Genomic DNA, 25,840 nt, shown 5'->3' on the forward strand with positions numbered 1-25,840 from the left:
GCAGTCCAATTTTTTATAGAATTCATGTAGGCAACAGTGTGTTCGATAAAATGTCACTATAGTCATATCATTATATAAGTATTACTGCATTAACCTCGCTTGGAGTATTTAATATACATCTACACTCGGTTGCCTTGTACCACTTTTAAATTGAATCGACCATACTATAACCAATAGTCGCTACCGAAAGCAAAAAGCCCCACCAAGTCGGTAGGGCTGATTGTACGTATCGACTGTCAATGTGATGATATCGTTACGTCACAAGATGATGATTGTCTAATTTAAGGCCTAACAATCTTAGTAACGTGAACCGACTCTACACTATTTTTTAATTAAGCGCGTTTCTTCAGTGATCACACCTACGGCAGCATCTTTTTTACCATCATCGTTAACATCGACTACAGCAGTAGGGGTAAAGGTAGTCGTTTCTACAGGTTGTGCCTGTTTGATAGCCACGGCTTCTTGCTGAGAAGCAACACGTGCCGAACCAGCCGCATCGATAGCCTTGGTCGCTTTTGCCTTATTGGTATTGGCAGCTACATTGGCGATTTGAGCTAAATTGGTATGTTGCGGCACAGGAATGGCAGTCGGGATGTCTAGATTTGAACCACCACCTAACACTTGATATAACTCAATCTGGCTAATGATTTTTTGTAGCTCTAAATTCAAGATGCCTTGCTGAGTTGAGAACAACGAGCGCTGTGCATCGAGAACGTCTAGATAGTTAGAGATACCAGCTTTGTAGCGAGCATTGGCAATCTGATACGTCTGGTCAAAGTTATCCTGCAAGCGATACTGTGCGTCGAGCTGATCACCCAATGTGGCACGTGTCGCTAGGACATCTGATACTTCGCGGAATGCCGTTTGGATAGAGTTCTCATAGCTAGTCAGCGTTTGCTCACGTTCAATCTGCGCCACATCATAGTTGGCATCCAAGCGACCAGCATCAAAGATAGGCACGCTAATGCTAGGGCCAAATGACCAGCCAACCGAGCCAGTATTAAATAAGTCGTTCAAGCTACCACTACTGACACCAATGCTACTGGCTAGACTGATAGACGGGAAGTAAGACGCGCGCGCTACTTCGATATTGGCACCAGCCGCTTTTAGATTATATTCCGCTTGCAGTACATCTGGGCGATAGCGTAGTAGCTCACTAGGTAGTCCAGCACTAAATATCTGCTGGTTAGTGATGTTGGTAACAGATGCGTTCGGAATAAGATTACTAGGTATTGGTGCACCGACTAAATACTGCAAAGCATTACGGGCTGTTAACACACTGCTCTGTGCACTCAGCATCGCAAGATTGGCGTCTTCTAATGAGGCGCTGGCTTGCAACGAAGCTAGCTTGTCATCAATACCAGCCTCAAAGCGCTTGGTAGTGATAAATAGCGACTCTTTACGACTTTCATAAGTTTTAGAAGCCAGTTCAAGCTGTGCTAGGCTATAACTTAAGTTAGCGTAGCTTTGAGCAATACTACTGATTAGACTGATTTGAGTGGTATCTTTTGCGGCAGTGGTGGCCAAAAAGTTCTGTAAAGCCTGATCTTTTAGGCTTGAGATTTTACCCCAAAAATCCAGCTCGTAGTTTGCCAAGCCTAGATTGACGTTATAGCTGCTACTAGAGTTACGATCCACGCTATTTTGAGCACTGCGAGAGTAACCACCACTACCATCAATCGTTGGCAGATCATTAATATCAGTGATTCGATATTGCGCACGCGCTTTTTCAATGGCCAAGCGTGCATTCTCAAAGTCTTTATTGTTTTCAAGACCGAGCGCAATCAAACTTTTTAAACGCTCATCGCTATAGAAGTTCTGCCAGCGTTGACTGGCGATACTCGCCTGATCAGCACTACTGACAGTTTCTTTGTCATACGCGCCATAAGCTTGCTGAACCGGAATATTAGGCTCAGCAAGTACAGGACGCATATCCGCTTTTGGGATGGTGTTACAGGCAGCCATGCTTATTGCTAAAGCGGTCAGGCCTATTAGACGACCGCCATTTCTGCAGGCGCTAGATAATGATAAAGGGGTAGAGGTCACGGGGCACTCACCTGTCGTTGCGCACGCGCCGGCAGTAATACTGACTGCCGAGTGTGCTGAGTTTGAGGTAAAAAGAGAACGAAAACTCATTGTGTATTATCTCCTAAGTTCACAGGCTGATAACTCTTAGAGAGAGTCGGGCTTTGTGGATCACTGTTTGGTGTATGCGGCGTGTCATCACCATCGTTTCGATCATTTGGCTTATTATTTTCATAGTTATGAGGGAAGATGCTACGTATCCAAATATAGAACATTGGAATAAAGAATACACCTAATAATGTCGCACTGACGACCCCACCAACCACACTGGTACCGATCGCACTTTGACTGCCAGAGCCAGCGCCAGTGGCTAAAAATAATGGTACAACACCAAGACCAAAGGCAAGCGATGTCATGATAATAGGGCGCAGACGTTGACGCGCTGCTGTCATCACGGACTCTTTGAGACTATAACCAGCTTCTTGATAGTCTCTCGCAAATTCGATAATTAGAATAGCATTCTTAGCAGATAGTCCGACTACAGTGAGCAGACCTACCTGCAAATAAACGTCGTTGGCGAAGCCACGCATCCATGTAAATACTACCGCTCCTAAAACACCAAGCGGAACGACCAATAGGACAGAGAATGGGATAGACCAGCTCTCATACAAGGCGGCTAAACATAAGAATACCACTAAGAGCGAGATTGCATATAGCAATGGAGCCTGAGCACCTGATTTTTGCTCTTCAAGTGACGTGCCTGTCCACTCATAACCAACGCCTTCCGGCAGATTGGTTATCATCGTCTCTACCGCAGCCATTGCTTCACCCGTACTGAGTCCAGCAGCAGCAGCACCCTGAATGTTCATAGAAGGGAAACTGTTGTAACGGGTCAGACGCGGAGAACCTGCCTGCCATTCACTGCTAGAGAACGCATCGAATGAAATCATATCGTTATTGTCATTACGTACGTACCATTTACCAAGATCGTCAGGGTTGGTACGACTACTTGGCTCGCCTTGTACATAAACGCTCTTAATACGACCACGGTCAACGAAGTCATTGATATAACTTGAGCCCCATGCAGTCGAGATAACGCTATTGATACTGGACATCGACAAGCCATATGCAGCGGCCTGTTCTTGATTGACATTGACTTTGAGCTGCTGTGCATCCTCTTGACCATTAGGACGTACACCAGAGACTTGGTCGTTTTGAGCGGCCATACCCAACAACATATTGCGGGCTTCGAGCAGCCCTTCATGACCGACGTTTCCGGTATCCTGTAGCATCAAGTCAAAACCACTGGCATTACCAAGTTCAGTAATAGCGGGCGGTACAATCGGGAATACTTGCGCCTCATTAATCTGAGTAAAGAAATAACCCATTGCCCGGCCAGCCACAGCTTGCGCGGTGTTTTCATCACCTGGGCGTTCATCCCAATCTGACAAGCGTACAAACGCCAGACCCATGTTTTGGCCTGATCCGGCAAAACTAAAGCCTGCAACGGTAAAGACAGAGGCAATATTATCGGCTTCTTGAGTATCGTAATAGTTTCTAACTTTATCCAGTACGTTTTGTGTCTGATCGAGTGTAGAACCAGAGGGGAGCTGAACTAAGGTAAACATAATACCTTGATCTTCTTCTGGCAAAAACGAGCTAGGAATGCGTAAAAAGACCACCGTCATAATACCAATAATGGCGGCATAGCCAATTAGATATAACCATTTACGACCGAAGCTTTTACCCACGAAGCGCTCATAAGAGATGCTTGCTTTAGAGAAACTACGGTTAAACCAACCGAAGAAACCTTTTTGAGTGGCCATATTACTCTTGTCATGGCTCTTGCTACGTTTAAGCAAGGTCACACACAGGGCAGGGGTAAAGATAAGGGCAACTAAAGCCGATAGTACCATGCTGGTAATCAAGGTAATGGAGAACTGACGATAGATAGCACCAGTTGAACCGCTAAAGAACGCCATAGGTACAAATACTGCTGATAGAATCAGAGCAATACCGACAACAATCTTACTAATTTCACCCATCGATTGAACGGTAGCATCTTTAACAGAAATGTCAGGATCTTCTTCCATAATCCGTTCGACGTTCTCTACGACTACGATGGCATCATCGACCAGTAGTCCGATAGACAGTACCATGGCAAACATAGTCAGAACGTTAATACTAAAACCTGCGATATATAGCACACACAAGGTACCGAGAAGTACCACAGGTACAGCCAGTGTCGGGATAATCGTTGCACGCCAGTTCTGTAAGAAAATGAACATGACGATAAATACAAGCACAATAGCTTCGATGAGCGTATGGACTACTTGTTCAATAGACAACCGAACGAATGGTGTCGTGTCATAAGGAGTAACCGTGGTTAGGCCAGCAGGAAAGCTTTGTTCCAACTCAGCCATACGAGCACCAAGTGCTTCGCGCGTATCAAGTGCGTTAGCGCCACCTGCCAAGGATATACCCATACCAGCGGCTTCTTGACCGTTAAATAGTGAGTTAACACTGTAGTCTTGACTTCCAATCTCAACATCTGCCACATCGCTTAAGCGTACTTGCGCGCCTGAGGCATCCGTTTTCAATAATATGTTTCTAAATTCATCAGGTGTCTGTAGGTAGCTTTGTACCGTTACCGTGGCGTTTATAACCTGTTGCTCAGTGTCAGCGGGCGCTTGACCTAACTGGCCTGCAGAGACTTGCGCATTTTGCGCACCGACGGCAGTGATGACATCAGAAGGCATCAAGTTATAGCTACGTAAGCGTGCAGGGTCTAGCCAGATACGCATCGCGTAGGTAGAACCAAATACACGAACTTCACCAACACCTTCGACACGGCTGATCTGATCAACGATGTTTGAGTTAATGTAATCGGCGATATCACGGCGATCCATACTGCCATCTTCAGAGATGAATGCTTGCACCATCAAAAAGCTGCTAGAGGATTTGTTGACCGTGACACCTTGACGCTGAACGGATTCAGGTAGTGAGCTTGTTGCTGCTTGAAGCTTATTCTGTACCTGTACCTGAGCGGTATCAGAGTCAGTACCAGTCTCAAAGGTTAGCGTCACTGATGCGCTACCGTTTGACGAGCTGGTTGATGACATATACATCAAACCATCAAGACCTTTCATTTTTTGTTCAATAATCTGAACAACCGAGTCTTCGACGGTTTGCGCACTGGCACCAGGGTAATTTGTGCTAACTGTAACAGTCGGCGGTGCAATACGTGGGTACTGTTCGATCGGTAGATTAATGACCGATATCACCCCGATGAGCATGACTAAAATAGCCAATACCCATGCAAAAATAGGGCGATTAATAAAAAAACGTGACATAGTATATCCCTAAGTCTTCCTATCTTTGAATGGAATTAGTTAGCTGCATCTTCCGCAGGTTTCTTGGCCGTGTTGCTCTCAGCAGGTTTCTTAGTTTCTGTTGCTGCTTGCTGTGGTGTTTTGGCCGAAGTACTAGCAGGCGCGCTATTTCCAGTTGATGCTGGCGTAGCGTTCTCTACAGGTTTGGCAACGACTTCTTGATCAGGCTTAACTTTTGAGCCACCTATGACGACCAGTTTTTCGCCTTCTTTGAGACCGTCAGTTACTACCCAATTACCATTATAAGTACCACTCACTGTGACAGGGCGTACTTTGATTTTATTGTTTTCATCAACGATATAAACCTGAGTTTCACCTTTAACAGAGCGTGTGACAGCACTTTGTGGTACCAGTACCGCATTGTTGATCACACTTTGGGTCAAGCGCGCACTGACATACATGCCTGGTAGCAGAATACTGTTACTATTCGGGAAGATTGCACGTAGAGTGACAGCACCAGTTGACTCATCAACCTTTGCTTCAGACAATGCCAGTTCGCCACTGACGGGATAAACCGTACCATCTTCTAATACCAGCTCAACGGTATTCAATCCCGCTTGAGCCTTGCCAGCAGAAATCTGTTGACGCAGTTTAAGTAGTTCGGATGAAGACTGGCTGATATCGACATAGATAGGATCTAGGCGTGAGACAGTCACAAGTGGATCAGCTTGGCTTGCGCTAACCAACGCACCAGCAGTAAAGCTCGAACGATCGCTACGACCTGATATTGGGGCACGTACTATAGTGCGGTCCAGATCTAGTGAGCTGGATTGCAAACCCGCTTTGGCGCTTTCGATACCTGCTCTTGCACTTTCGATACCTGCTTTTGCTTGACCAATAGAAGCGTTGGCACTTTGTACAGCAGCTTGCGCCGTACGGACAGTGGTTACCGCTTGTTCATATTGTTGTTTAGAGATGGCATCAATTTCGACCAATCCGCTCAAGCGCTGCAAGTCGTTTTGAGCTTGAGACAGTGTGGCTTGTTGGCTAACCAGATCAGCTTGTGCATTGACACTATTGGCCACTGCTGTCTGATAGTTGGCCTGTGCCTGTTGTACGGCTGCTCGACCACTCGTCACAGAAGACGCATAGTTGTCCGTATTAATACGATAAAGTGGTTGACCTTTTTTGACTGTACTTCCTTCACGGAACAGTATTTCGTCAATGACGCCATTAACCTGTGGACGGACATCTGCAGTTTGATAGGCTGAGGTGCGACCAGAAAAGGTTTGTACTTGTGGTACGGTTTCAAAAGTTACGGTCTGTACGTTGACGACGGAGGGTGGCATTTGCTGCTGTGCGGCATCCCCAGCGGCATCCTCGTTACTGTCACAGCCCACCAGTACAGCTCCAGATAGTACAGCTGCTATTACAAGCGCAAGATAAGAGTGCTTCATCAATGTCCTCGTCAATAATATAATTGCGGTATAAATAAAAGAGTAATAATCAGTAGTAGCGTTCGAGATATTGTTATTTGTTCTATAGTCATTCCACTATAATTGAATCGACTATATGACAATCAATGCTAAGCGTTATGAATAATAGATCTACGCATGACAATATTGATTGTTTAATAAATATAAAGATGGCTACTGGTACTAAATATATAATTAAATAGTTAGATTTAGCCAGTAAACATAGTCCGCTATTATAAACTAAAGGGTTAACCCCACAGTCAAGCTAATAAAAACAATTATTCTGAAAAAGAAATCCACATTTGTTCTTATGAACTGTACAAACATTGAAGGGGTAAGCATCACAAGAGATAACGTTTACCATAGCGTAACGTTGTGACAGCGCAAGACAGTGTTGTTTTTTTGTTATAGAGTCTATTTTTATATACATATCTGAGGTTGTACTTAAGAAATGTTGCGCAGACAGCAAAAACGTGATTTTAGCAATACCTAAAAACATCTTTGACCTGAGCGAAGGTGCATGGAGTATCAATCAAAGTTTTTTGATCAAACATTATCCGACTGTCAAAACAGTCCTTACACGATTATAGTACTGCGAGGATTTATAAAACTTAAAGAAAGGTAACAATTTAGCTGAGATATTGGTTATTAAGCGACAGCTTTTTGGGTCGTTAGCTTTCTATTTGTGAATCGTTAAAAAATACTGCTCAAAAATGAGCCGTCTTAATCCCTTGATAGTACAGAGTACAGACGACTCACCTTAATTATACTAACCTTGCGCTTGCGAGTTCTGTCAATTGATACAAGCCTGTACGATAACGGTTGTCAGGCAGAGTGCTTAGAGCGTCTTGAGCCAGTTTGGTTTCCTCCAGCGCGCGCTGCTTGCAGTAGTCTAGAGCGCCTGAACGACGTACCAACTCAATAAGTTGTTCAGCGTTCGGTGTCTTACCTGTCTGCACAGCAATACGCAGCTGCTCATAGCCTTCAGTGTCGCTATTTTGTAGCAGTTCAAGCGCTTTGATAGTTGGTAGAGTTGGTTTGCCTTCAGCAAGATCATCGCCGAGGTTTTTGCCCATCACTTCACTATCACCACTGTAATCAAGCACGTCATCGATGATTTGGAACGCATTGCCGAAGTGCTGACCAAAATCACCCAATGCCTGCATATATTCTGTCTTGTCTTGCAAGATAGCAGCACCTTGGGTCGCCATCATAAACAGACGCGAGGTTTTGCCATCGATAATACGCAAATAGTCATCTTCTGTAGCGGCAGGATTATGCTGATGTTGTAACTGCAACACTTCACCTTCAGCAATATCGCAGGTGCCGTCTGAAAAAACCTGCAGTAACGGTAAGCTTTGAAAGCCGACCAATAGGTTGAAGGCTCGGGCAATCAGATAGTCGCCGACCAGTACGGCTGTGGCATTATCCCATGTAGCATTGGCGGTTGGCTTGCCACGACGCTGGCCTGACTCGTCAATGACATCGTCATGGACTAAGGTTGCGGTATGTAGCATCTCGGTGATGGCTGCTAAATGCATGGCTTTTTCTGATGGATTGTCATTGAACATGCGTGCACATAACAACGTAATCAGCGGGCGCATACGTTTACCGCCAGCATTAATAACATGTTGCGAGACGCTCATGACGAGTTGTACTTTGGAATTAAGACTACCGAATACTTGCTTGTCCATAATCTCAAAATCATCAGCCACGATACTTTGGATATCAGCATAGTTAGGTGTTGATGAAGTCATTGAATCTGTATTATTTGAAGGGGTGAGGGTCATAATAAATAGTCATATTAATAAGAGTAGAAAGAGTTTTTAGCCTTGATGCTTTTTAACCTTGAGCCTATAGCAGGCAAGGCATTTTTCTATAATAGCATAGCTATGTCTTTAAATTGTTGGTTAAAGCATTTAGGGAATAGAGCGATTATATTTTATACAATACTTATGGTATATAGCTATTAGCATAAAATGCTAGAGCCAGTCTAAATGATACCTATATAAAGTCGCCTGTCTTTGCTGTAGTTTTATAGGCAAGCATGAGTGATAAAGGGCTATAAGTAACTGATTATATAAGTTATAATAGCGCCTGTTGGGCATAAACTGTTATCCATCATTGTTATGTTAGCTGTTTTTTTATTGAGTAGCTTCTCAGATGCGTTCACAATCAACAGCTTATATAGTAATAACGGATAGGGTTATTAGTGTAACCACCTTACAAAAACAAGATGAGCGGCTTGCTTTTATGAGCAAAAAGCCGTAAAATCTTGCCTTTAATTTTTCCCTGTCGTGTTCGTCGTAAAAGCGTTGGTATAACATCAGCCACGGCACACGGGTTAAACGGAGTCATACAATGTACGCAGTAATCAAAACTGGTGGTAAACAGCACCGTGTAGTCGTCGATGAATTGCTTAAAGTTGAATTACTAAAAGCAGAAAAAGGCGAAACAATCAAATTTGAAGACGTATTGATGGTTGTTGACGGCGATAACGTCAAAATCGGTCAACCTGTCGTTGAAGGCGCTAGCGTAGAAGTTGAAGTTGTTGAGCATGGTCGCGGCGAAAAAATCCGTATCATCAAGCACAACCGTCGTAAGCATTATCACAAAGAACAAGGTCACCGCCAATGGTACACCTTGTTAAAAATCAAAGCCATTAATGCCTAATTACCCATTTAGCAATTATTGCTAAACAGCGCACTAAATGCTTAAGAGTTATCGCATCAGCGGTAAGTCAAATTAACAAGGAGATTTTCTCATGGCACATAAAAAAGCTGCCGGTTCGAGCCGTAACGGTCGTGATTCAAACCCAAAAATGCTAGGCGTAAAAATCTTTGGTGGCCAAGCTATCACAGCTGGTAACATCATCGTTCGTCAACGTGGTACAGAATTCCACGCAGGCGAAGGCGTTGGCATGGGTCGTGACCATACTTTATTTGCACTGAATGACGGTGTTGTAAAGTTTGCGACCAAAGGCAAATTTAACCGTCGTTATGTGACGGTTGAAAACGCATAATTATCTATTTAAATCATTTTATTTTTTGAGTAAAATGATCGGATAATTAAAAAAGCTCCTATTGCCTTATGGTAGTAGGGGCTTTTTTTACGTGTATTCATTCTTATTGAAGCTTGCCAGAAGCAGTGAAAAATAATAAGAAAAACGGCTCATACTACTTAATAGCGTATAACCAATACGTTTACAAGCGTGTATGGCAGGCGTAGTAATGATTGCAAATCATGACTAGGCGCGCAATAAAAAAACTGGCACACTGTGGTCATTGTTTATGAGCACCAGTTCTATATTGGTCAGATAAGCACTTATAGAAAACAAAAAATTTAATGAGATGTTTTACTTTTAAGCGACTATTTTTTAAAAGCTACTAGGCTTTTTTAGAGAGGATTTATAATGACTTTATCAATGAACAAATCAATCAAACAAAAAATGATGAATGGTGCTCTAGCGGGTGTATTAATGACATCACTTGGCGTGGCAGCTCCTATGATTGCGATGACTCAATCGGCAACGGCAGCACCTGCAGACAACTTAACTGCTGCGAAGCGTTTGAACACACTTTTGACCAATACTAAGAGTATGACGGCCAACTTTACTCAAACGACTAAAGGCGCAAACAGTGGTACGTTTAGCGGCTCTATGAGCGTTCAACGTCCGAACAATTTCCGCTGGGAAACAAAGTCGCCATCACAGCAGACAATTGTTGCCAACGGTAGTTCAATGTGGGTTTATGATAAAGATTTGGAGCAAGCGACCAAGCAAAATGTCGATAGCCAAGTGGGTAACACTCCAGCACTATTGCTATCAGGTGATCCGAGCAAAATTGATCAGAACTTCAAAATCACTCAGCCATACTCTAATAAAAACTACTATGTGCTCTATCCAAAATCAGACAGTGCTAGCTTTAAGAGCTTATCAATGAGCTTTAGCGGTGGTAAGCCTGTGATGATGGTACTAAACGATAGCCTTGGTCAGACCACATCGATTAAGTTCAGTAATATCAGACTGAATCCAAGCATCAGCAGCAGTCAGTTTAAATTTACACCACCAGCAGGTGTTGATGTTATCAATCAGTAAAAATTAATCACGACGCTAGAGTTAATGATTCAATAAAAAAGGACAAATCTTAAATGATTTGTCCTTTTTTGTGGCAATAAGTAGGGCTGTAAGATTGTATCTTTACAATGATATTGTGCGTTGAGTATATTCAAAGATTTAAGACATTGCTTTGATAGCATTCATATCTGGCATCGGTGGTAATGCATCTAAATCACACAATCCAAAGGCGTCCAAAAATTGCGGTGTGGTGTGTAGCAATGCAGGACGACCTAACGTATCTTTATAACCGTCTTCTTTGACCCAACCTTTATCAAAGAGCTGCCTAAGTATGTTGCTCGATAGCGTCACACCGCGTACATACTCTATGTCACTACGGGTGACAGGCTGTTTGTAAGCAATGACACTTAATGTCTCTAGTAACGCTTGGCTGAGGCGTTCCTGACGTTGTGGAAAGACGGTCTGAATGAGGGCACTGTAGTTATCTGCTATTTGTAATCGATAGCCACTAGCGGTCTCGTGTAAGCTAAGTACGCCCGTGTCCAATCGTGTTTGTAATAATGCGAGCGCTTGTTTTAGCTCTTTGGTAGATAAAGTCAGATGCTTCTTTAATACAGTGGCAGTCAGTGGCGTTTCTGAAGCATGTAATAGTACTTCGATATCTTTGCTGATACTTTCAAATCTTTGCAGTTCCTCATCAGGTAGTGATGAGCGTTCAGATGCTGATACCAATTGTTGTGTCTGATCGTTTAATGCCATGTCGTTTGGTGTTATGTAATTTGGTACTGTGTTATTTAGTGTTATGTCGTCAATATCTACCATCGAGAGTATGCTCTTTTATAAGTATTGTATTTTTAATATAGGGCAGGTTAAATATAGTCGGTTCAATAGCATCTAGATACAAGGAAAGCGAGTGAAAGTACGACAAGTAGTAGACTAAGCCCGTAGCCAGTTTACAGAGAACTGATTATATGGCTAAGCTAGCCACTGCAAGGTTAATGGCCCAATATGCGAGTCGTTTTCAGAACCACTATCAGCAGTGGGACTGCTTGCTCGATCAGCATTCACCACACCGACCAACTGCCGTTTTATCAGCTCTAATACGGCGACGAAACTGACGACCACACCTATCTTACCTTGTGCTTTGTCCAATAACTCATAAAAAGAGCGTGCACCATCAGTACTGAGCTGCCGACTGATACTTGCGATACGATCAGCAAGCGGTACGGCATCGACCTTAATATTGTGCATTTGATAGTCGGGCTGTAGTTGCATCTTAAATAAACTATCAATCAATAAATTTGGCGAGTAGTTTGGGAGTTCGGTATTCATGATTTCTTGACTGGGCATACTCACCATGGCCAAAAACACATCGCGCTCAAGACGAACCAAATTGTCTAGGCGTTGACTGGCTACCTTAATCTGAGCGTAGGCTTCAAGACGTTCAATCAACTCTGCCTTTGGGTCGCGCTCATCGGTAGGTGCTTCTGGTTTAGGCAGTAATAGCTCTGTTTTGATGGCAATCAACGTCGATGCCATCAGTAGGTAGTCGCCTGCCAATTCAAAATGCTCAGTATCTAACTCACCAATGTATGCCAAATACTGCTCAGTAATGGGCAATATTGGCATTTGTGTCAAATCGACATTGTTTTTTTTGACCAAATACAACAAAAAATCCAATGGCCCAGCAAACTGCTCTAGCCAAATGGCAAAGGCTTGCGGGGGCACGTACAAATCTTCTGGCAAATGTTGTACTGGCGTCTGATAAATACGCAACGACATATCATGAGTATTGCCAGCAGATACCGGTATCATTTCTGGTACATGGTCTGTCTTCAATGGATTACTTAAGCTTGGCAAGTGGACGAATACCGATGGCACGGCGAGTCTTGTCTAGTTGCTTACGGCTATGACGACGTGCTTTTTCTGCACCCATTTGCAAGATTTCTTCAAGCTCTTTCGGATTGGCCATCAGTTCTTGATAACGCTCGCGGAATGGTGCAATTTCGTCATTTATTTTTTCAAACAGGGCTTTTTTTGCATCGCCCCAACCAATACCAGCTGCAAACTTCTCACGCATGTCAGCAATTTCTTCAGGCGTCGCAAAGGCTTTATAAATCTCAAAAATAGCAGAGTCGTCAGGATCTTTTGGCTCTTCAGGCAGTTGCGAGTTGGTGACGATTTTCATGATGGCTTTGTGCATCTGTTTTTCGGCGCTGACTTGCGGATTAGCATCACCGAACAGAGGAATGGTGTTGCCATAGCTCTTACTCATTTTACGGCCATCAAGACCCGTCAATAACGGGATATTGTCATCGACGACCGCTGATGGTAGCGTAAAGAGGGTTTTGTAACGATGATTGAATGTACCAGCAATATCACGTGCCATTTCAATATGCTGAATTTGATCACGGCCAACAGGCACATGAGTGGCATTAAACATCAATATATCAGCTGCCATGAGCACAGGATAGCCGAACAGCCCCATATTGATACCTTGATCAGGATCGACGTCTTCTTTATCCATATTGATATCGACCGCTGCTTTATAAGCGTGAGCACGGTTCATCAAACCTTTGGCACATGAGCAGTTCAATACCCAAGCCAGCTCTGGAATTTCAGGCACGTCTGACTGACGATAGAAGGTCACACGCTCTGGGTCTAGACCACAGGCAATCCAAGTCGCGGCAATCGCTTTGGTTGACTCGTGAATGATAGCGGGATCGTAACAGCCAATAATGCCGTGGTAATCTGCCAAAAAGAAAAATGCTTCATCGTCACTGTTTTGAATAGCTTGGATGGCTGGACGAATCGCACCAACGTAGTTACCCAAATGTAGAGTGCCAGTCGGTTTGATGCCAGTCAATACGCGCTTTACAGCTGGTGCTTCGGTAGGGGTTTGGTTGTTAGATGTACCATTACTAGTCATAGGAAATCCGTTATTTCGTTTATCAAATTATTATAAATGCGTTATTATTTATGAGTCGATCATAGTGAAAGTATTGACCACAAAGTATAACAAATTTTTCGACCATTTTTCTTTGGAATAACGGCTACTTGTAGATATCTGTGCGACCTGTCGGGCCGTGTTTAAAGCGCCGATGAAACCACATCCATTGGGTAGGATCGATACGAATGAGTCCTTCTAAGACTTCATTAACCTGAGTGGCGTCAGCGATCTCATCATTACTCGGATAGTTACTTAACTCAGGCGTAATCGTCAGGTGATAATGCGGACGTTTGCCCTTTGGTAAATTGTCCGGTGTTTGACGATAAGTATGTAGCGCCATTAGTGCGGGTGGATGTGTCTTGTCGCCCAATTTAGCCATGCGTCTTGAGGCAGTAATAGTGGCCGCTGGTACACCGAAAAATGGTGCCATCACGCCTTGTTTAAGACCATAGTCTTGATCAGGCGAGTACCAAATAACATGTTTTTCCTTGATAGAGCTGACAAAACTACGCATGTCTCTACTCGCTATTTGCTTACCAAGAATGGTACTGCGCCCATTATAAACAAACCAATCTAACAGGGCATTGTTCTGAGGTCGATACATACCATCCATTGGAAAAAACTGCGTACATAACATACCACCTAGATCAAGCATCGTGTAGTGGGCGCCGAGTAAAATAACAGGGCGTCCTTCTTTTTGTGCGTTAACTAAATGCTGTAAGCCTGAGATAGAAACCGTGCGAGTAAAGACATTGGGGCGAAACCAAGCGCATAGGGTTTCAAATACCCCAATACCCTGATTGACGAAGACTTGCTTGGCCATCAGTTCACGTTCAACTTCTGGCTTTTCTGGAAAGGCCAGCTTGAGGTTAATCAGGGTATCCCGCCTGCGTGAGCCTGCTATTTTATAGAGCAAAACACCCAGTTTACGACCTAGCCAAAACTGATAACGCAATGGTAAGTAAATCAGTGGCAACACCAAAGCGAGCAATAACCAGATACCCCAGTACTTAGGCGATAAAAACTGCCATTGAAAGGGTTTCTTATCGGCTTGCGCTGTACGCTTATGGGTTTGCGTAATCGTGGGCGTACCAGCAGGGAGTGTTGGTGACTTAGCCGACGGCTGTATGCTCGGTGAGGGCATACTGTCTTTTGAAGGTTGTTTACTGGGATCGTATTGTTCAGGCGCTTTCATAATATCCTTTTGCAGCACTTTTATGGCATCGGGTTATAGCATCTTATAGCATTGTCGCTATTGATGAAAAGTTATTATGATAATGGGGTAGTGGCTACGGGTTTACAAGTTGGTCTTTGGCAAAGTAGGTCTATAAAGATGCGATGGATTGGCATATCTATAAAATATGAAAGATAACGCTCTATCTAATCAATAGCCATAAAAAAACCTTACAAGCTGCGAACAGCTTGTAAGGTTTTGCAAATCTACTCTTTCATTTAATGCGAATACTGCCGCTCTGAGATAAAGACAACAGTCGCAAAAAGATAAGAGATAGCTTTGATTAACGTTTCGAGAATTGTGGACGTTTACGTGCTTTACGTAGACCCAATTTCTTACGTTCAACTTGACGTGAGTCACGAGTAACAAAGCCAGCTGCTTTTAGAGCAGGTTTCAAAGCTTCGTCAGCTTCGATTAGTGCACGAGTGATGCCGTGGCGGATTGCGCCAGCTTGACCACTAATACCACCGCCTGCAACAGTTACATATAAGTCATATGCGTTAGCAGAGTCTAGTAGTTCTAATGGTTGACGTACTACCATGCGTGAAGTTTCACGGCTGAAGTATTCGTCAAGTGGCTTGCCGTTAACGACAATGCTACCAGTACCTTTTGATAAAAAGACACGAGCAGTAGAAGTCTTACGACGACCAGTTCCGTAATTGCGTTCCATAAGTGTATCCTTAGATGTCTAGTGCTTTAGGTTGCTGTGCTTCATGTGGATGTTCAGTACCCGCATATAGTTTCAGCTTCTTGATCATCGCATAGCCAAGAGGGCCTTTTGGAAGCATACCCTTAACTGCTTTGTGTAGAACATCTTCAGGCTTATGTGCAAGCAATTTACTGAAGTTAGTTTCTTTGATACCACCTGGGTAGCCACTGTGACGATAGTATTTTTTGTCTTGCGCTTTTTTACCCGTTACCGTGATTTTGTCAGCATTGATGACAACAATAAAGTCACCAGTATCAACGTGCGGCGTAAAAGAAGGCTTATGCTTGCCACGTAAGCGAGTAGCAATTTGAGTGGCTAAGCGACCAAGGGTTTTGCCGTCAGCATCTACGACATACCAGTCATGGGTCACTTCAGCTGGTTTTGCACTAAGTGTTTTCATGATAAAACCTTAAAATTAGAATTCGTTGAGAGTTTAGCTGGGAACGGGGCTCTCAAAAAACAGACTGCACATTATAAGCAGTAGAGCCTACGCTTGCAAGCTGCATTAGGGTTTATTTTTGCCTTATATACATTTAACTGCAGCGTTTGGCCAGTTTTAAGCGGTTTTAGACATTTTTAGTGGGTATTAAGTGATTTATCAAACATGACAAATGACATAACCGTCAATGTTACGTTTGGTAATCACCGTGCAATTATGACGATGATAGCCGATAAAGTCCAGCGACAACTTGTCCAACTTTGGTTTGTTTCAAACATTCAAACGCCACAACCTTTAGGGTTGTCTGCTCTTGAGCAGTTAAATTATTATTTAAAGTATTTGCCAATTGCTGCAGTTGACTCTCTAAATCTTTGTCAGCTTCCAAATAAATGAGCGTGTCAGTATCAATTAATGATTGAGTAATTAGGGCTGTCAAAATTGGTTGCCACAGATCCTGAGCATAAGGCGGGTCAATGAACACGATATCAAAAGTTTGTGGGACGATTTGCTGCTGTATTAAGACTTTTTCTGCTGTACCAGTGATGATTTTGTGGCTGTCAGCATCAATACGTAGCTGTAAAGCGCTTTGGCGTAGCATATCGCTTTGCGCATTATTTATTTCAATGAAAGTGCAATGTGCAGCGCCACGAGACAGCGCTTCAAAGCCTAGCACACCACTGCCTGCGCAGCTATCCAGCACATAGGCCCCATGAATATCAGCCAGTAGCCAGTTAAACAGTGTCTCGCGCAGGCGGTCAGGCGTTGGTCGTAAACCCTCTGCGTCGATAAAGCCCACAGTGCGGCGTTTAAATTGACCACCAATGATACGCACATCGCCACCAGCAGATGCCTTTTTTGTCTTGTGGTTTTTCTTAGTATCTCGGCTGCTTATAGACTTTTTCATTATATTTTCTCGCTGACCGTCTTTTTATTCAGGCGCTGCTGCTTCTGTTACAGTTTCAGTTTGCTCTTTTAGAGCCTGCTCTTCTTTATCACGCAGTGCATCACGTAGTGCTTTATCAAATGCCTTTTGACGTTTGATGGCTTTTAACTCATCAGCTGTTGGAGGTAATATAGGGTTGGTTTTGCGTTGTAATACCCAGTAGTCAAACAGCGCACGTCCTATCGGTGCAGCAACTTTACTACCGCCACCACCATTTTCGACCAATACGGCAAGGGCAATCTGAGGATCTTCTACTGGCGCAAAGCCATTGAACCAAGCATGATCCCAATAGCGTTTGTCTATGGCGGACTTGTCATAACGTTTACCTTGCGCAATCGATTTTACCTGCGCCGTACCAGTTTTACCTGCAATGCGATAGCGCGGTGTGTAGATACCGCGCCCAGTACCGCTTTTGACCGTGGCTTCCATCGCGTCATGCATGCGTAACCAGTCAGAGGGCTTGCCATTGTAGTCAATCTTACCATCTGGTTTGGTGATAACTTTGACCTCTGCTGCACCATCGCTATTTTTTAATAAGTGCGGCGTAATATGATAGCCCTTATTCGCCGTCATGGCTGTGGCGTTGGCCACTTGCAGCGGCGTGGCTAGAAAATACCCTTGACCGATACTGACTGAAATGGTTTCACCTGGTAACCAACGTCTATCATAAGTGTCTTTTTTCCATTTTGGCGATGGCATGATGCCTGCTCTTTCATTAGGCAAGTCAATGCCTGTTTGCTGACCAAACCCAAAGCGTGTCATCCAATCGTGTAGGCGCTGAATACCCATTTCATAGGCCAGTTTGTAGTAATACGTATCCACCGACATCATGATTGATTTTTTGAGATCTACTGACCCGTGTCCACCGCGCTTCCAGTCGCGGAATCGATGTGAGTCTCCCGGTAGGCTAAAATAACCAGGATCATAAATAGTGGTTTCCCAATTACGCAAGCCATAATGGATACCGCCCAGACCTTCAAAGGGCTTAATAGTCGAAGCAGGCGGGTACATACCTTGTAACGCACGATTGTACAATGGCTGATCAAGGTCGTCGCGCAAATCACCATAGTCTCTAAAGGAGATGCCCGAGATAAAAGGGTTGGGGTCATAGCTTGGGTTACTGACAAAAGCCAATACGTCGCCGTTTTTTGGATCGATTGCAACAATGGCACCGCGACGACCATCCAGCTGCTGTTGGGCGATCGTTTGTAGGCCATAGTCCAAGCTCAACGTAATGTCGTTACCCGCTATAGGTGGCTTGGTATCTAGCTGACGGACGATATTGCCAAGGGCATCCGTTTCGACCGATTGATAGCCCGGCTGCCCAAGCAAGATGTTTTCATAGTAATCTTCGATACCAATCTTGCCGATGAGGTCGGTACCAGCATAGCGTTCTTTATCAATACGTTTGCTTTCTTTGTCATTGATACGACCGACATAGCCAATAACGTGTGCAAATAGCTTGTCATAAGGGTAAGAGCGCGTTAACTTACTCTGAATACTGACACCACGAAAAAAAGGCTTACGTTCACTAAATTGTGCCAGTTGTGCATCAGTCACGTCGATTTTGATCGTGACAGGGTCATTCTTGCTTTTGCTCAGGCGCGCCAAAATATCAGTAATGTCTTTTTCTGTCAGATCAAAAATAGGTGCTAGTAACCGTAATGTACGCTCTGGATTTTCAACTTCGTTAGGGCTTAGCATTGCGGTAAATACGGGTTGATTGTCCGCGAGTATGACCCCGTTACGATCGTAAATATAGCCGCGGCTAGGCGGTGCTGATATCAGCTTGATTCGATTGTTATCAGCTTGCGTTGTGTACTTGTCATGGGCGTAGACTTGTAGGTAGCCATAACGCATTATTAGGCCGCCTAAGCCAATTAATATTAAAAAACCAAAGACAATGATACGGTTGGTAAAAATTCGATTGACCTGATCGGTGTTGGGAGTTATCGGTTTATTCATATAAAGTCAGAGCCCAAACGGTCAGTAAGTCAATTAAAGAGAAATAAGATAGGCGGGGTCGTTAACCAAAGTGCGGTGAGCAAAAAGGATAATACAAAGGATTTCAAACACATAAGCGATATGGTTGGAAATGATGACATATACAATCTGTCTATAGATATTCGTTGTCACTTAATCACAAATTATAACAGAACAAACGCGAGGACGCAGTACTTCACTGTCTGTTTTGTCTTTATTATTGGCACATCAATGATAGCTTATATTTCTGAGTTTGCCGTCTAAGGTGAACGATAAAACGTGTCATGTCTGGTCACAACTTGGCTAGGGTCTACGTGTGCTAATGGATAGCAAGTATGCTAAAATCAGGCGGTTTATTTTATAGTCATTATTATGGGTAGAGCGTGTGTTTGTGCAGCGTTCTAATGTGCTAACGGTATGTTATTAGCAACGACAATCAACCTGTCAGGGACAAGATAAGTCATGGACACAACTTCATTGTGGCAGGCGATAGCTGAGCACCCAGAGTTCTTTGCCATGCTAACCATTCCGCCGGTAACTGCATTCGTTACTTGGATACATGTGTGGATGGCGCTCAAAATGCTGTTTTATCCGGTTAAGTTTTGGGGTATTCGTATTCCTAACTTTCCGTTTTTTGGGTTGCCGGGTATTGGCTGGCAAGGTATCGTGCCGCGCAAAGCTGGCAAGATATCAGGTGTCATCGTTGATCAGACGTTGTCAAAACTGGGCTCGCTTGATGAGTTCTTTCAGGCGATGGAACCTGAGCAGATGGCCGTCTTTATCACTGATACAGTCGATAAAAACCTTGAGGCATTGATTGATGAAATTATGCTGGATCATTCGCCTGCGCTGTGGGGCAATCTGCCTTATGCGTTAAAGCGTCGTGTCTATGCCCAGGCACACCAAGAGCTGCCCAATATTATGCAGTCGTTGGTGACAGACTTGACCCATAATGTCGAAGACTTGGTTGATATGCGTAAGATGATCGTCAACACGATGGAGGGTGATCGTCGGTTGATGGTTAATATGTTTTTAAAAGTAGGCCAAAAAGAGATCGATTTTATTTGGCATATCAGTGCCTTGATTGGTTTGATTTTCGGTCTTATCCAAATGTTCATATTTTTGGTAGTGCCACAGCATTGGACAGTGCCGTTTTTTGCAGCAATTTGGGGCTTTCTTACCAATTGGATTGCTATTTGGATGGTGTTCAATCCGGTCGAGCCACATTTTATTCCCTATGTTAAGTTTTTTACTGTACAGAGCCATTTTCCATTTATAAAACCACAGATACCGCGTATTGATCGATACCGTCTACAAGGTGGCTTTATGAAACGTCAAGAGGAAGTCTCTGAGGTTTTTGCTGAGATTGTGGTAAAGGATTTGGTCACGCTTGAAAACATCATGAATGAGATGATGTATGGCGACCGTGCTGTGCAAACGCGCGAGCTGATGAAGTCCCATCTATATAAAGTATTAGAGTCACCGGTGATTAGTACGACGTTGCGCGTGGGATTGGGTCGCCGTGAGTATGGCCAATTAAAAAACACGATTATAGATAAATCCATTGTCGCAACGATGGTGCCACTGCGCGATCCTGAGCTGAATGAGAGCCGAGCGAGCAAGATATTTGGACTGTTTCGTGATCGTATTCGTGCATTGACGCCAAATGAGTTTCAAAATTTATTACGTCCCGCTTTTCGTGAAGACGAGATGACGCTAATTGTATTGGGTGGTTTGACGGGATTTTTGGCTGGTTGGCTGCATCTTATTTTGGTCTTTTTTCCATCGACTTAGTCAGATATTAAATTTTATGCGCTTTATACACATCGCATACAGAGTGGATACAAAAACGTGACAAGTTGGCGCTAATGTACCATGCTGTAAGCGTCTCAAGCTGCAAGGGCTAGTGACGCTCACCATCGCACTCATAAATATAGCAGTCACAAATACTGGATGCTTATAACGTCTTAACATTCTAATCCCTCAAATAAACTATGACCGTATCAAGGTAAACAAGGTTAGACCGTATGTTAATCACAGAATTGGGTTATTTTGCCTTGCTCGCCGCCTTTATGCTGGCGATTTTGCAGGTAGTATTACCGACCATCGGTATTATGCGCGACCACGTTGCATGGCAACGTCTAGCGCCAAGTTTGGCATGGGCACAGTTTGCCGCAATGATTACCTCATTTGCCGCGCTGATGGCAGGCTTTTATTACAATGACTTTAGCCTCGTCTATGTCACTCAGCATTCTAATACTCTGTTGCCTTGGTACTATAAGTTATCAGCAACGTGGGGCGGACACGAGGGTTCATTGCTGCTTTGGATGACCATTATGGCCACTTGGTGCGCGTTGGTCTCTTATTTCAGCCGTGGTCTACCATTGTCTATGCGTGCGCGAGTGTTGGTAATATTAGCTGGCGTGCAGATGATGATGCTAGCGATGCTTATCTTTACTTCATCGCCGTTTGACCGTACATTGCCTAATTTACCTGTTGATGGTGCGGATCTAAATCCTGTGCTACAAGATTTTGGCTTGATTATTCATCCACCGATGCTTTATATGGGCTATGTGGGTTTAGTCGTGCCATTTGCTTTTTGTATGGCGGCATTGTGGGAAGGCCGTTTAGATGCGGTATGGACACGTTGGTCGCGTCCATGGGCGCTAGCTGCTTGGGGCTTTTTAACCGTTGGTATCGCACTAGGCTCATGGTGGGCTTATTATGAGCTTGGCTGGGGTGGTTGGTGGTTCTGGGATCCAGTAGAGAATGCGTCACTGATGCCATGGCTGGCAGGTACGGCATTGCTACATTCGCTTGCTGTTACTGAAAAGCGCGGTGTGTTCAAAGCATGGACTATTATGCTGGCGATTTTTGCCTTTGCACTCAGTTTGCTGGGCACATTCCTGGTGCGCTCAGGCGTGATTACCTCTGTGCATTCGTTTGCCGCTGATCCAACTCGTGGTCTTGTCATCTTGGTGATTCTTGGTGTGATTATCGGTGGTGGCCTGTTGATGTTCGCTGTACGCGGCTGGCGCTTGACGGTCGAAAGTCAGTATCAGTTGATTTCACGTGAATCGTTCTTAGTTATTAATAACGTCATTCTTTTGATTTCGACTTTGGTCGTACTGCTCGGCACGCTATATCCTATCATTGCTGATTCCTTCAATTTAGGACAAGTCTCTGTCGGTCCTCCGTATTTTAATGCGCTATTTGTCCCATTGACTTGGTTGATATTAGTCGCGATGGGCATGGGCTCCAATATTCGCTGGAAAAAAGACAGCCGTCCGCTATTGGGCGCCGGCATGGTGATTGCGGCGAGTAGTGTTGTATTGGCAGCAGTTATTGCATATTTCACTAGCCCGTCTGCGATGCTTAACATTGGTGTTACGTTGGCAGTCAGTTTTTGGGTACTGTTCTGGATGGTGGTGGATTTCAAAGACAAAACCAAAAATGCCCCGAGTTTCCTTAAGGGATTACGTCAATTACGTCTGAGCTATTGGGGTCAACAGACCGCTCACGTCGGTGTGATTGTGGCGGTTATTGGTATTGCATTTACCAGCACATTAAGTATCGAGCGGGATGTCGCGCTTGGACCAAATGACAGCGTTCATGTCCAAGGCTATGACTTTACTGTCAAAGGCTTTAGCGAAGTAAAAGGCAGTAACTTTGATGCCACACAAGCTGAAGTTGAGATAACTAAAGACGGTCAGGCTGTGACCACACTATATCCTGACAAACGTAACTACATCATCAGCATGATGCCAATGACAGAGGCGGCTATTGATGCGAGCCTAATGCGTGATGTCTACGTAGCACTTGGTGAACCTATCGCAGAAGATAGTAATGAATGGGCCTTCCGTATCTACGTCAAACCGCTTATCCGTTGGATATGGCTTGGTGCTTTGATTATGGCATTTGGTGCATTGCTCAGCATGCTGGATCACCGTTATCGTATTAAGAAAGCTAAGACTCCTGCGCAAATTGCGGCAAGCAAATCAGGCTTTACGACAGTGGCCGATTTGGATTCACCAGCAATAAAGATGGGGGATAAGTAATGAGTACATCAAATCATTCTTCTGACCCAAGTCCGAAAAAAGACAAGGCAAGCAACACAAAAACCATGAATAAAAAACAGCTTAAGTTATGGTTTGTTATTCCGTTGATTGTATTCCTTGGTTTTGTCGTCATGTTATATATGCGTTTGGGTAAACCAACGGATATCGTTACCAATACGGCACTTGAGCGCCCAGTACCAACCTTTGAGCTGCCGCTATTATCAGACACTAGCCGCATCATGACCAATGAGAATTTGCCTGACAAGCCCTTTCTAATGAATATTTGGGGCTCTTGGTGTCCAACCTGTATCATTGAACACCCGTTTTTAATGCAATTAGAAGAGCGCGGTGTCAATCTGGTCGGTGTCAATTACAAAGACGATATTGGCGATGCATTAGGGTACTTAAATCGAGGTGGTGATCCGTTCTCGATGTCCATTCAGGATTTGTCTGGTCAGTTTGCATTAGACTTGGGTTTGACGGGTGCGCCTGAGACTTTCATCGTCGATGGTGAGGGTATTATTCGTCAGCATATTATCGGTGAGATCAATGAAAGCAATTGGCAAAGTCGTATCACGCCTTGTTTGATGGTACTCAATGAAGCCAATGATAAAAACATCAGTCCAGAGCTGAGTCAGGTTCAGGAGGCGTGTCAATGATCGCTTATCAAGTAAAGAAGGTGACGCTACAGTTAGCAGGCTTTATCATTGCTTGTCTCTTAAGTATGAGCAGTTATGCGGCAATTGAGGTCTATGACTTCGATTCTCCGCAGCAAGAAGCCCAGTATCGTGGTCTCATTGAAGAGTTTCGTTGCCCCAAATGTCAAAACCAAAATTTAGCAGGTTCTGATGCACCAATTGCTCAAGACTTAAAGCAAAAAACGTATGACCTGATAAAAGACGGTCGTAGTGATGGTGAGATTCGCGCTTATATGCAGGAACGTTATGGCGACTTTATTAGTTATAAGCCGCCTGTACGTCCATCAACGTGGATTTTATGGTTTTTTCCGCCATTATTGCTCATCATTTTGGTCGCAGGTTGGTTCTGGCAAAGCAAACGGCGCCAGCTGGTGGCTAGCGGAGAGAGTGGGGTGACAGTAAATAATACTGCTACGGCGCTATCTGCTGCCGAAAAAGCTGAACTTGATCGCTTGTTATCACGTGCTGATAGCGATGATAAGAAAGATCATGACATCACAAGTCTCGAGGACAAAAAATGACCATATTCTCTACTGTGGGCTTATTTATTGCTCTAAGCTTACTTACAGCCTTAATACTTGCTGTGATTACTATCATACCGTGGTTAAGATCGCCTCGTTCACAAGAAAAACAAGTAGATAATCAGCTATTAGATATCAACGTTGCGGTGTTCCGCGAGCGTTTAGCAGAATTAAAAACCGATAAAGATAGTGGCACTATTGACGACAGTCACTATGAGAATCAAAAGCTTGAGCTTGAGCGTCAACTGTTAGATGCTCAGCGTGAAGTCACACCGATGGTCACACCTGGCGTTAAGAGCCGCCTGATTATTATCGTTTGGGTACCTGTATTGTCGGCTCTGGCGTATGTTATGGTCGGTGATCGTACCCCTGTGTTTGAGCTGTGGGCAGCCGAAGACAAAGTCAGCCAAGTTGCTGATGATTTACTGACTGGTAAGATTGATCAGCCACCAGCTTGGGCGATCGAAGATGGTCAGCAGCTCATTAGTGCTATGCAGACCAATGTTTATCGTCATGCGGATGATCCTAATCGCTGGATGCGCCTATCGGAGCTTTTCTTATCATTAGAGGCGACCGATTCGGCACTAGAGGCATTGTCACGTGCTTACCGCTTAACACCAGACAATGAAGAAATCGCGACTACCTACGCACAGATTAGCTTTTTTGCTAATAAAGGCCAGCTAGATGCGAATACTCGCCGAGTGCTAGAAGGCGTATTGATCAAAAATCCAGCGCATGAAGGCGCGCAAATGCTCATGGCAATGGGTGAGGCACGCAGTAGTAATTTTGACCAAGCACAAGGCTGGATTAGACGTCTACGCGAGAGTATTTCTGCCAAGCCTGGCGACCATACCCAAGCGCTATCGAGTTTGGATGAGTTAAGTGCCAGTGTGAGTGCTCAGAAGCAGCAAGCATCTGAAGGCGTCGAAGTCACCGTGAAAGTGAATACAAGTCTGTTGCCATTGGTTAAGGCTGACGACGTGCTATTTGTGGCAATACGTGACGTGAATGGTGGTCCACCATTTGCAGCTAAGCGTTTACCGATTAGTGTCATTAAGCAAGGGGAAGCCAATATTAGCCTAAGTGATTTGGATGCTATGATGCCTGAACGTACTTTGAAGTCTGCTCGAGACGAGAAGGTGCAATTAGCAGTCATCGCACGCATCAGTCATAGCGGTACTGCTAGTGCTGAGTCAGGTGACTTGTCAGGCAATCCAGTCGTGATTGGCCCTGAACAAACTGAGGTCAACGTAGACATCAATCAGCAAATCCCTTAGCTGGCTATCTGTTGCTGTCAGCCCCTATGACACAAGCGCTGTTGTCCAACACAGCAGCGCGCAACAGCGCTATATGAACAGGTAAGTCATCGCAACTTATCACCCCAAATAATTAAAATAC

20 protein-coding genes are annotated in these 25,840 nt (G+C 44.2%); 8 read left to right on the top strand and 12 right to left on the bottom strand.

Annotated features, from left to right (window positions below; all coding sequences use genetic code 11):
* Window positions 1-321: 321 nt before the first annotated feature.
* The 4 genes from JMW61_RS08280 to JMW61_RS08295 all read right to left on the bottom strand — a co-directional run bounded on the left by JMW61_RS08280 (window position 322) and on the right by JMW61_RS08295 (window position 8,622).
* A complete protein-coding gene (locus tag JMW61_RS08280; protein ID WP_227687393.1) occupies window positions 322-2,136 on the bottom strand; it encodes an efflux transporter outer membrane subunit in 1,815 nt (604 codons plus the stop codon).
* Entirely contained in the window at window positions 2,133-5,378 is a 3,246-nt protein-coding gene (locus JMW61_RS08285) for an efflux RND transporter permease subunit (RefSeq protein ID WP_201550250.1), read from the bottom strand. The genes JMW61_RS08280 and JMW61_RS08285 overlap by 4 nt, the downstream gene beginning before the upstream one ends.
* 35 nt (window positions 5,379-5,413) lie before the next feature.
* Window positions 5,414-6,814 carry an efflux RND transporter periplasmic adaptor subunit gene (locus tag JMW61_RS08290; RefSeq protein WP_201550251.1) on the bottom strand — a complete coding sequence of 467 codons (1,401 nt, stop codon included), beginning with the start codon at window positions 6,812-6,814 and terminating at the stop codon, window positions 5,414-5,416.
* Between the two features lie 782 nt (window positions 6,815-7,596).
* Entirely contained in the window at window positions 7,597-8,622 is a 1,026-nt protein-coding gene (locus tag JMW61_RS08295; protein ID WP_227687394.1) for a polyprenyl synthetase family protein, read from the bottom strand.
* Window positions 8,623-9,193: 571 nt separating this feature from the next.
* Here JMW61_RS08295 and rplU point away from each other — a divergent pair.
* From rplU to lolA, 3 genes are all read left to right on the top strand, one after another.
* Window positions 9,194-9,505, top strand: coding sequence for a 50S ribosomal protein L21 (gene rplU, locus JMW61_RS08300; protein ID WP_110922591.1), 312 nt, complete (start codon window positions 9,194-9,196; stop codon window positions 9,503-9,505).
* Window positions 9,506-9,596: 91 nt separating this feature from the next.
* Complete coding sequence (rpmA, locus tag JMW61_RS08305) at window positions 9,597-9,854, top strand: 50S ribosomal protein L27 (RefSeq protein WP_021813611.1); 258 nt, start codon at window positions 9,597-9,599, stop codon at window positions 9,852-9,854.
* Between the two features lie 390 nt (window positions 9,855-10,244).
* Window positions 10,245-10,928: an outer membrane lipoprotein chaperone LolA gene (lolA, locus tag JMW61_RS08310; protein WP_201550252.1), complete on the top strand. Its 684-nt coding sequence runs from the start codon at window positions 10,245-10,247 to the stop codon at window positions 10,926-10,928.
* A gap of 138 nt (window positions 10,929-11,066) precedes the next feature.
* Here lolA and scpB read toward each other — a convergent pair whose 3' ends face one another.
* From scpB to mrdA, 8 genes are all read right to left on the bottom strand, one after another.
* Window positions 11,067-11,666 carry an SMC-Scp complex subunit ScpB gene (gene scpB, locus JMW61_RS08315; RefSeq protein WP_201550449.1) on the bottom strand — a complete coding sequence of 200 codons (600 nt, stop codon included), beginning with the start codon at window positions 11,664-11,666 and terminating at the stop codon, window positions 11,067-11,069.
* A 216-nt stretch (window positions 11,667-11,882) separates the two neighbouring features.
* Window positions 11,883-12,722, bottom strand: coding sequence for a segregation and condensation protein A (locus JMW61_RS08320; protein WP_201550453.1), 840 nt, complete (start codon window positions 12,720-12,722; stop codon window positions 11,883-11,885).
* Window positions 12,723-12,750: 28 nt separating this feature from the next.
* Window positions 12,751-13,836 (bottom strand): tryptophan--tRNA ligase, encoded by a 1,086-nt coding sequence (locus JMW61_RS08325; protein WP_197099954.1) that lies wholly within the window; start codon window positions 13,834-13,836, stop codon window positions 12,751-12,753.
* A 124-nt stretch (window positions 13,837-13,960) separates the two neighbouring features.
* Window positions 13,961-15,052 carry an LpxL/LpxP family acyltransferase gene (locus tag JMW61_RS08330; RefSeq protein WP_201550253.1) on the bottom strand — a complete coding sequence of 364 codons (1,092 nt, stop codon included), beginning with the start codon at window positions 15,050-15,052 and terminating at the stop codon, window positions 13,961-13,963.
* Between the two features lie 322 nt (window positions 15,053-15,374).
* The gene (rpsI, locus tag JMW61_RS08335) at window positions 15,375-15,761 is read right to left on the bottom strand and encodes a 30S ribosomal protein S9 (RefSeq protein WP_110922597.1); all 387 of its coding nucleotides are present in this window, start codon (window positions 15,759-15,761) and stop codon (window positions 15,375-15,377) included.
* 10 nt (window positions 15,762-15,771) lie between these two features.
* Window positions 15,772-16,200, bottom strand: a complete 429-nt coding sequence (gene rplM / locus JMW61_RS08340) for a 50S ribosomal protein L13 (RefSeq protein WP_010199223.1) — start codon at window positions 16,198-16,200, stop codon at window positions 15,772-15,774.
* Window positions 16,201-16,453: 253 nt separating this feature from the next.
* Window positions 16,454-17,143 (bottom strand): 16S rRNA (guanine(966)-N(2))-methyltransferase RsmD, encoded by a 690-nt coding sequence (gene rsmD, locus JMW61_RS08345; RefSeq protein WP_201550254.1) that lies wholly within the window; start codon window positions 17,141-17,143, stop codon window positions 16,454-16,456.
* A 24-nt stretch (window positions 17,144-17,167) separates the two neighbouring features.
* Window positions 17,168-19,147, bottom strand: coding sequence for a penicillin-binding protein 2 (gene mrdA / locus JMW61_RS08350; RefSeq protein ID WP_201550255.1), 1,980 nt, complete (start codon window positions 19,145-19,147; stop codon window positions 17,168-17,170).
* Window positions 19,148-19,627: 480 nt separating this feature from the next.
* Here mrdA and JMW61_RS08355 point away from each other — a divergent pair, with 480 nt between their 5' ends.
* From JMW61_RS08355 to ccmI, 5 genes are all read left to right on the top strand, one after another.
* The gene (locus tag JMW61_RS08355; protein WP_197099958.1) at window positions 19,628-20,959 is read left to right on the top strand and encodes a hypothetical protein; all 1,332 of its coding nucleotides are present in this window, start codon (window positions 19,628-19,630) and stop codon (window positions 20,957-20,959) included.
* 233 nt (window positions 20,960-21,192) lie between these two features.
* Complete coding sequence (locus JMW61_RS08360) at window positions 21,193-23,223, top strand: heme lyase CcmF/NrfE family subunit (RefSeq protein ID WP_201550256.1); 2,031 nt, start codon at window positions 21,193-21,195, stop codon at window positions 23,221-23,223.
* On the top strand, window positions 23,223-23,882 hold the full coding sequence (locus JMW61_RS08365) for a DsbE family thiol:disulfide interchange protein (RefSeq protein ID WP_110922602.1): 660 nt from the start codon (window positions 23,223-23,225) through the stop codon (window positions 23,880-23,882). The genes JMW61_RS08360 and JMW61_RS08365 overlap by 1 nt, the downstream gene beginning before the upstream one ends.
* A 65-nt stretch (window positions 23,883-23,947) precedes the next feature.
* Window positions 23,948-24,442: a cytochrome c-type biogenesis protein gene (locus JMW61_RS08370; protein WP_245905654.1), complete on the top strand. Its 495-nt coding sequence runs from the start codon at window positions 23,948-23,950 to the stop codon at window positions 24,440-24,442.
* Window positions 24,439-25,719: a c-type cytochrome biogenesis protein CcmI gene (gene ccmI, locus JMW61_RS08375; RefSeq protein ID WP_201550257.1), complete on the top strand. Its 1,281-nt coding sequence runs from the start codon at window positions 24,439-24,441 to the stop codon at window positions 25,717-25,719. Before JMW61_RS08370 ends, ccmI begins: the two co-directional genes overlap by 4 nt.
* Window positions 25,720-25,840 lie beyond the last annotated feature (121 nt).

The organism is Psychrobacter fjordensis (genome assembly GCF_904845995.1).
Classification (GTDB): domain Bacteria; phylum Pseudomonadota; class Gammaproteobacteria; order Pseudomonadales; family Moraxellaceae; genus Psychrobacter; species Psychrobacter fjordensis.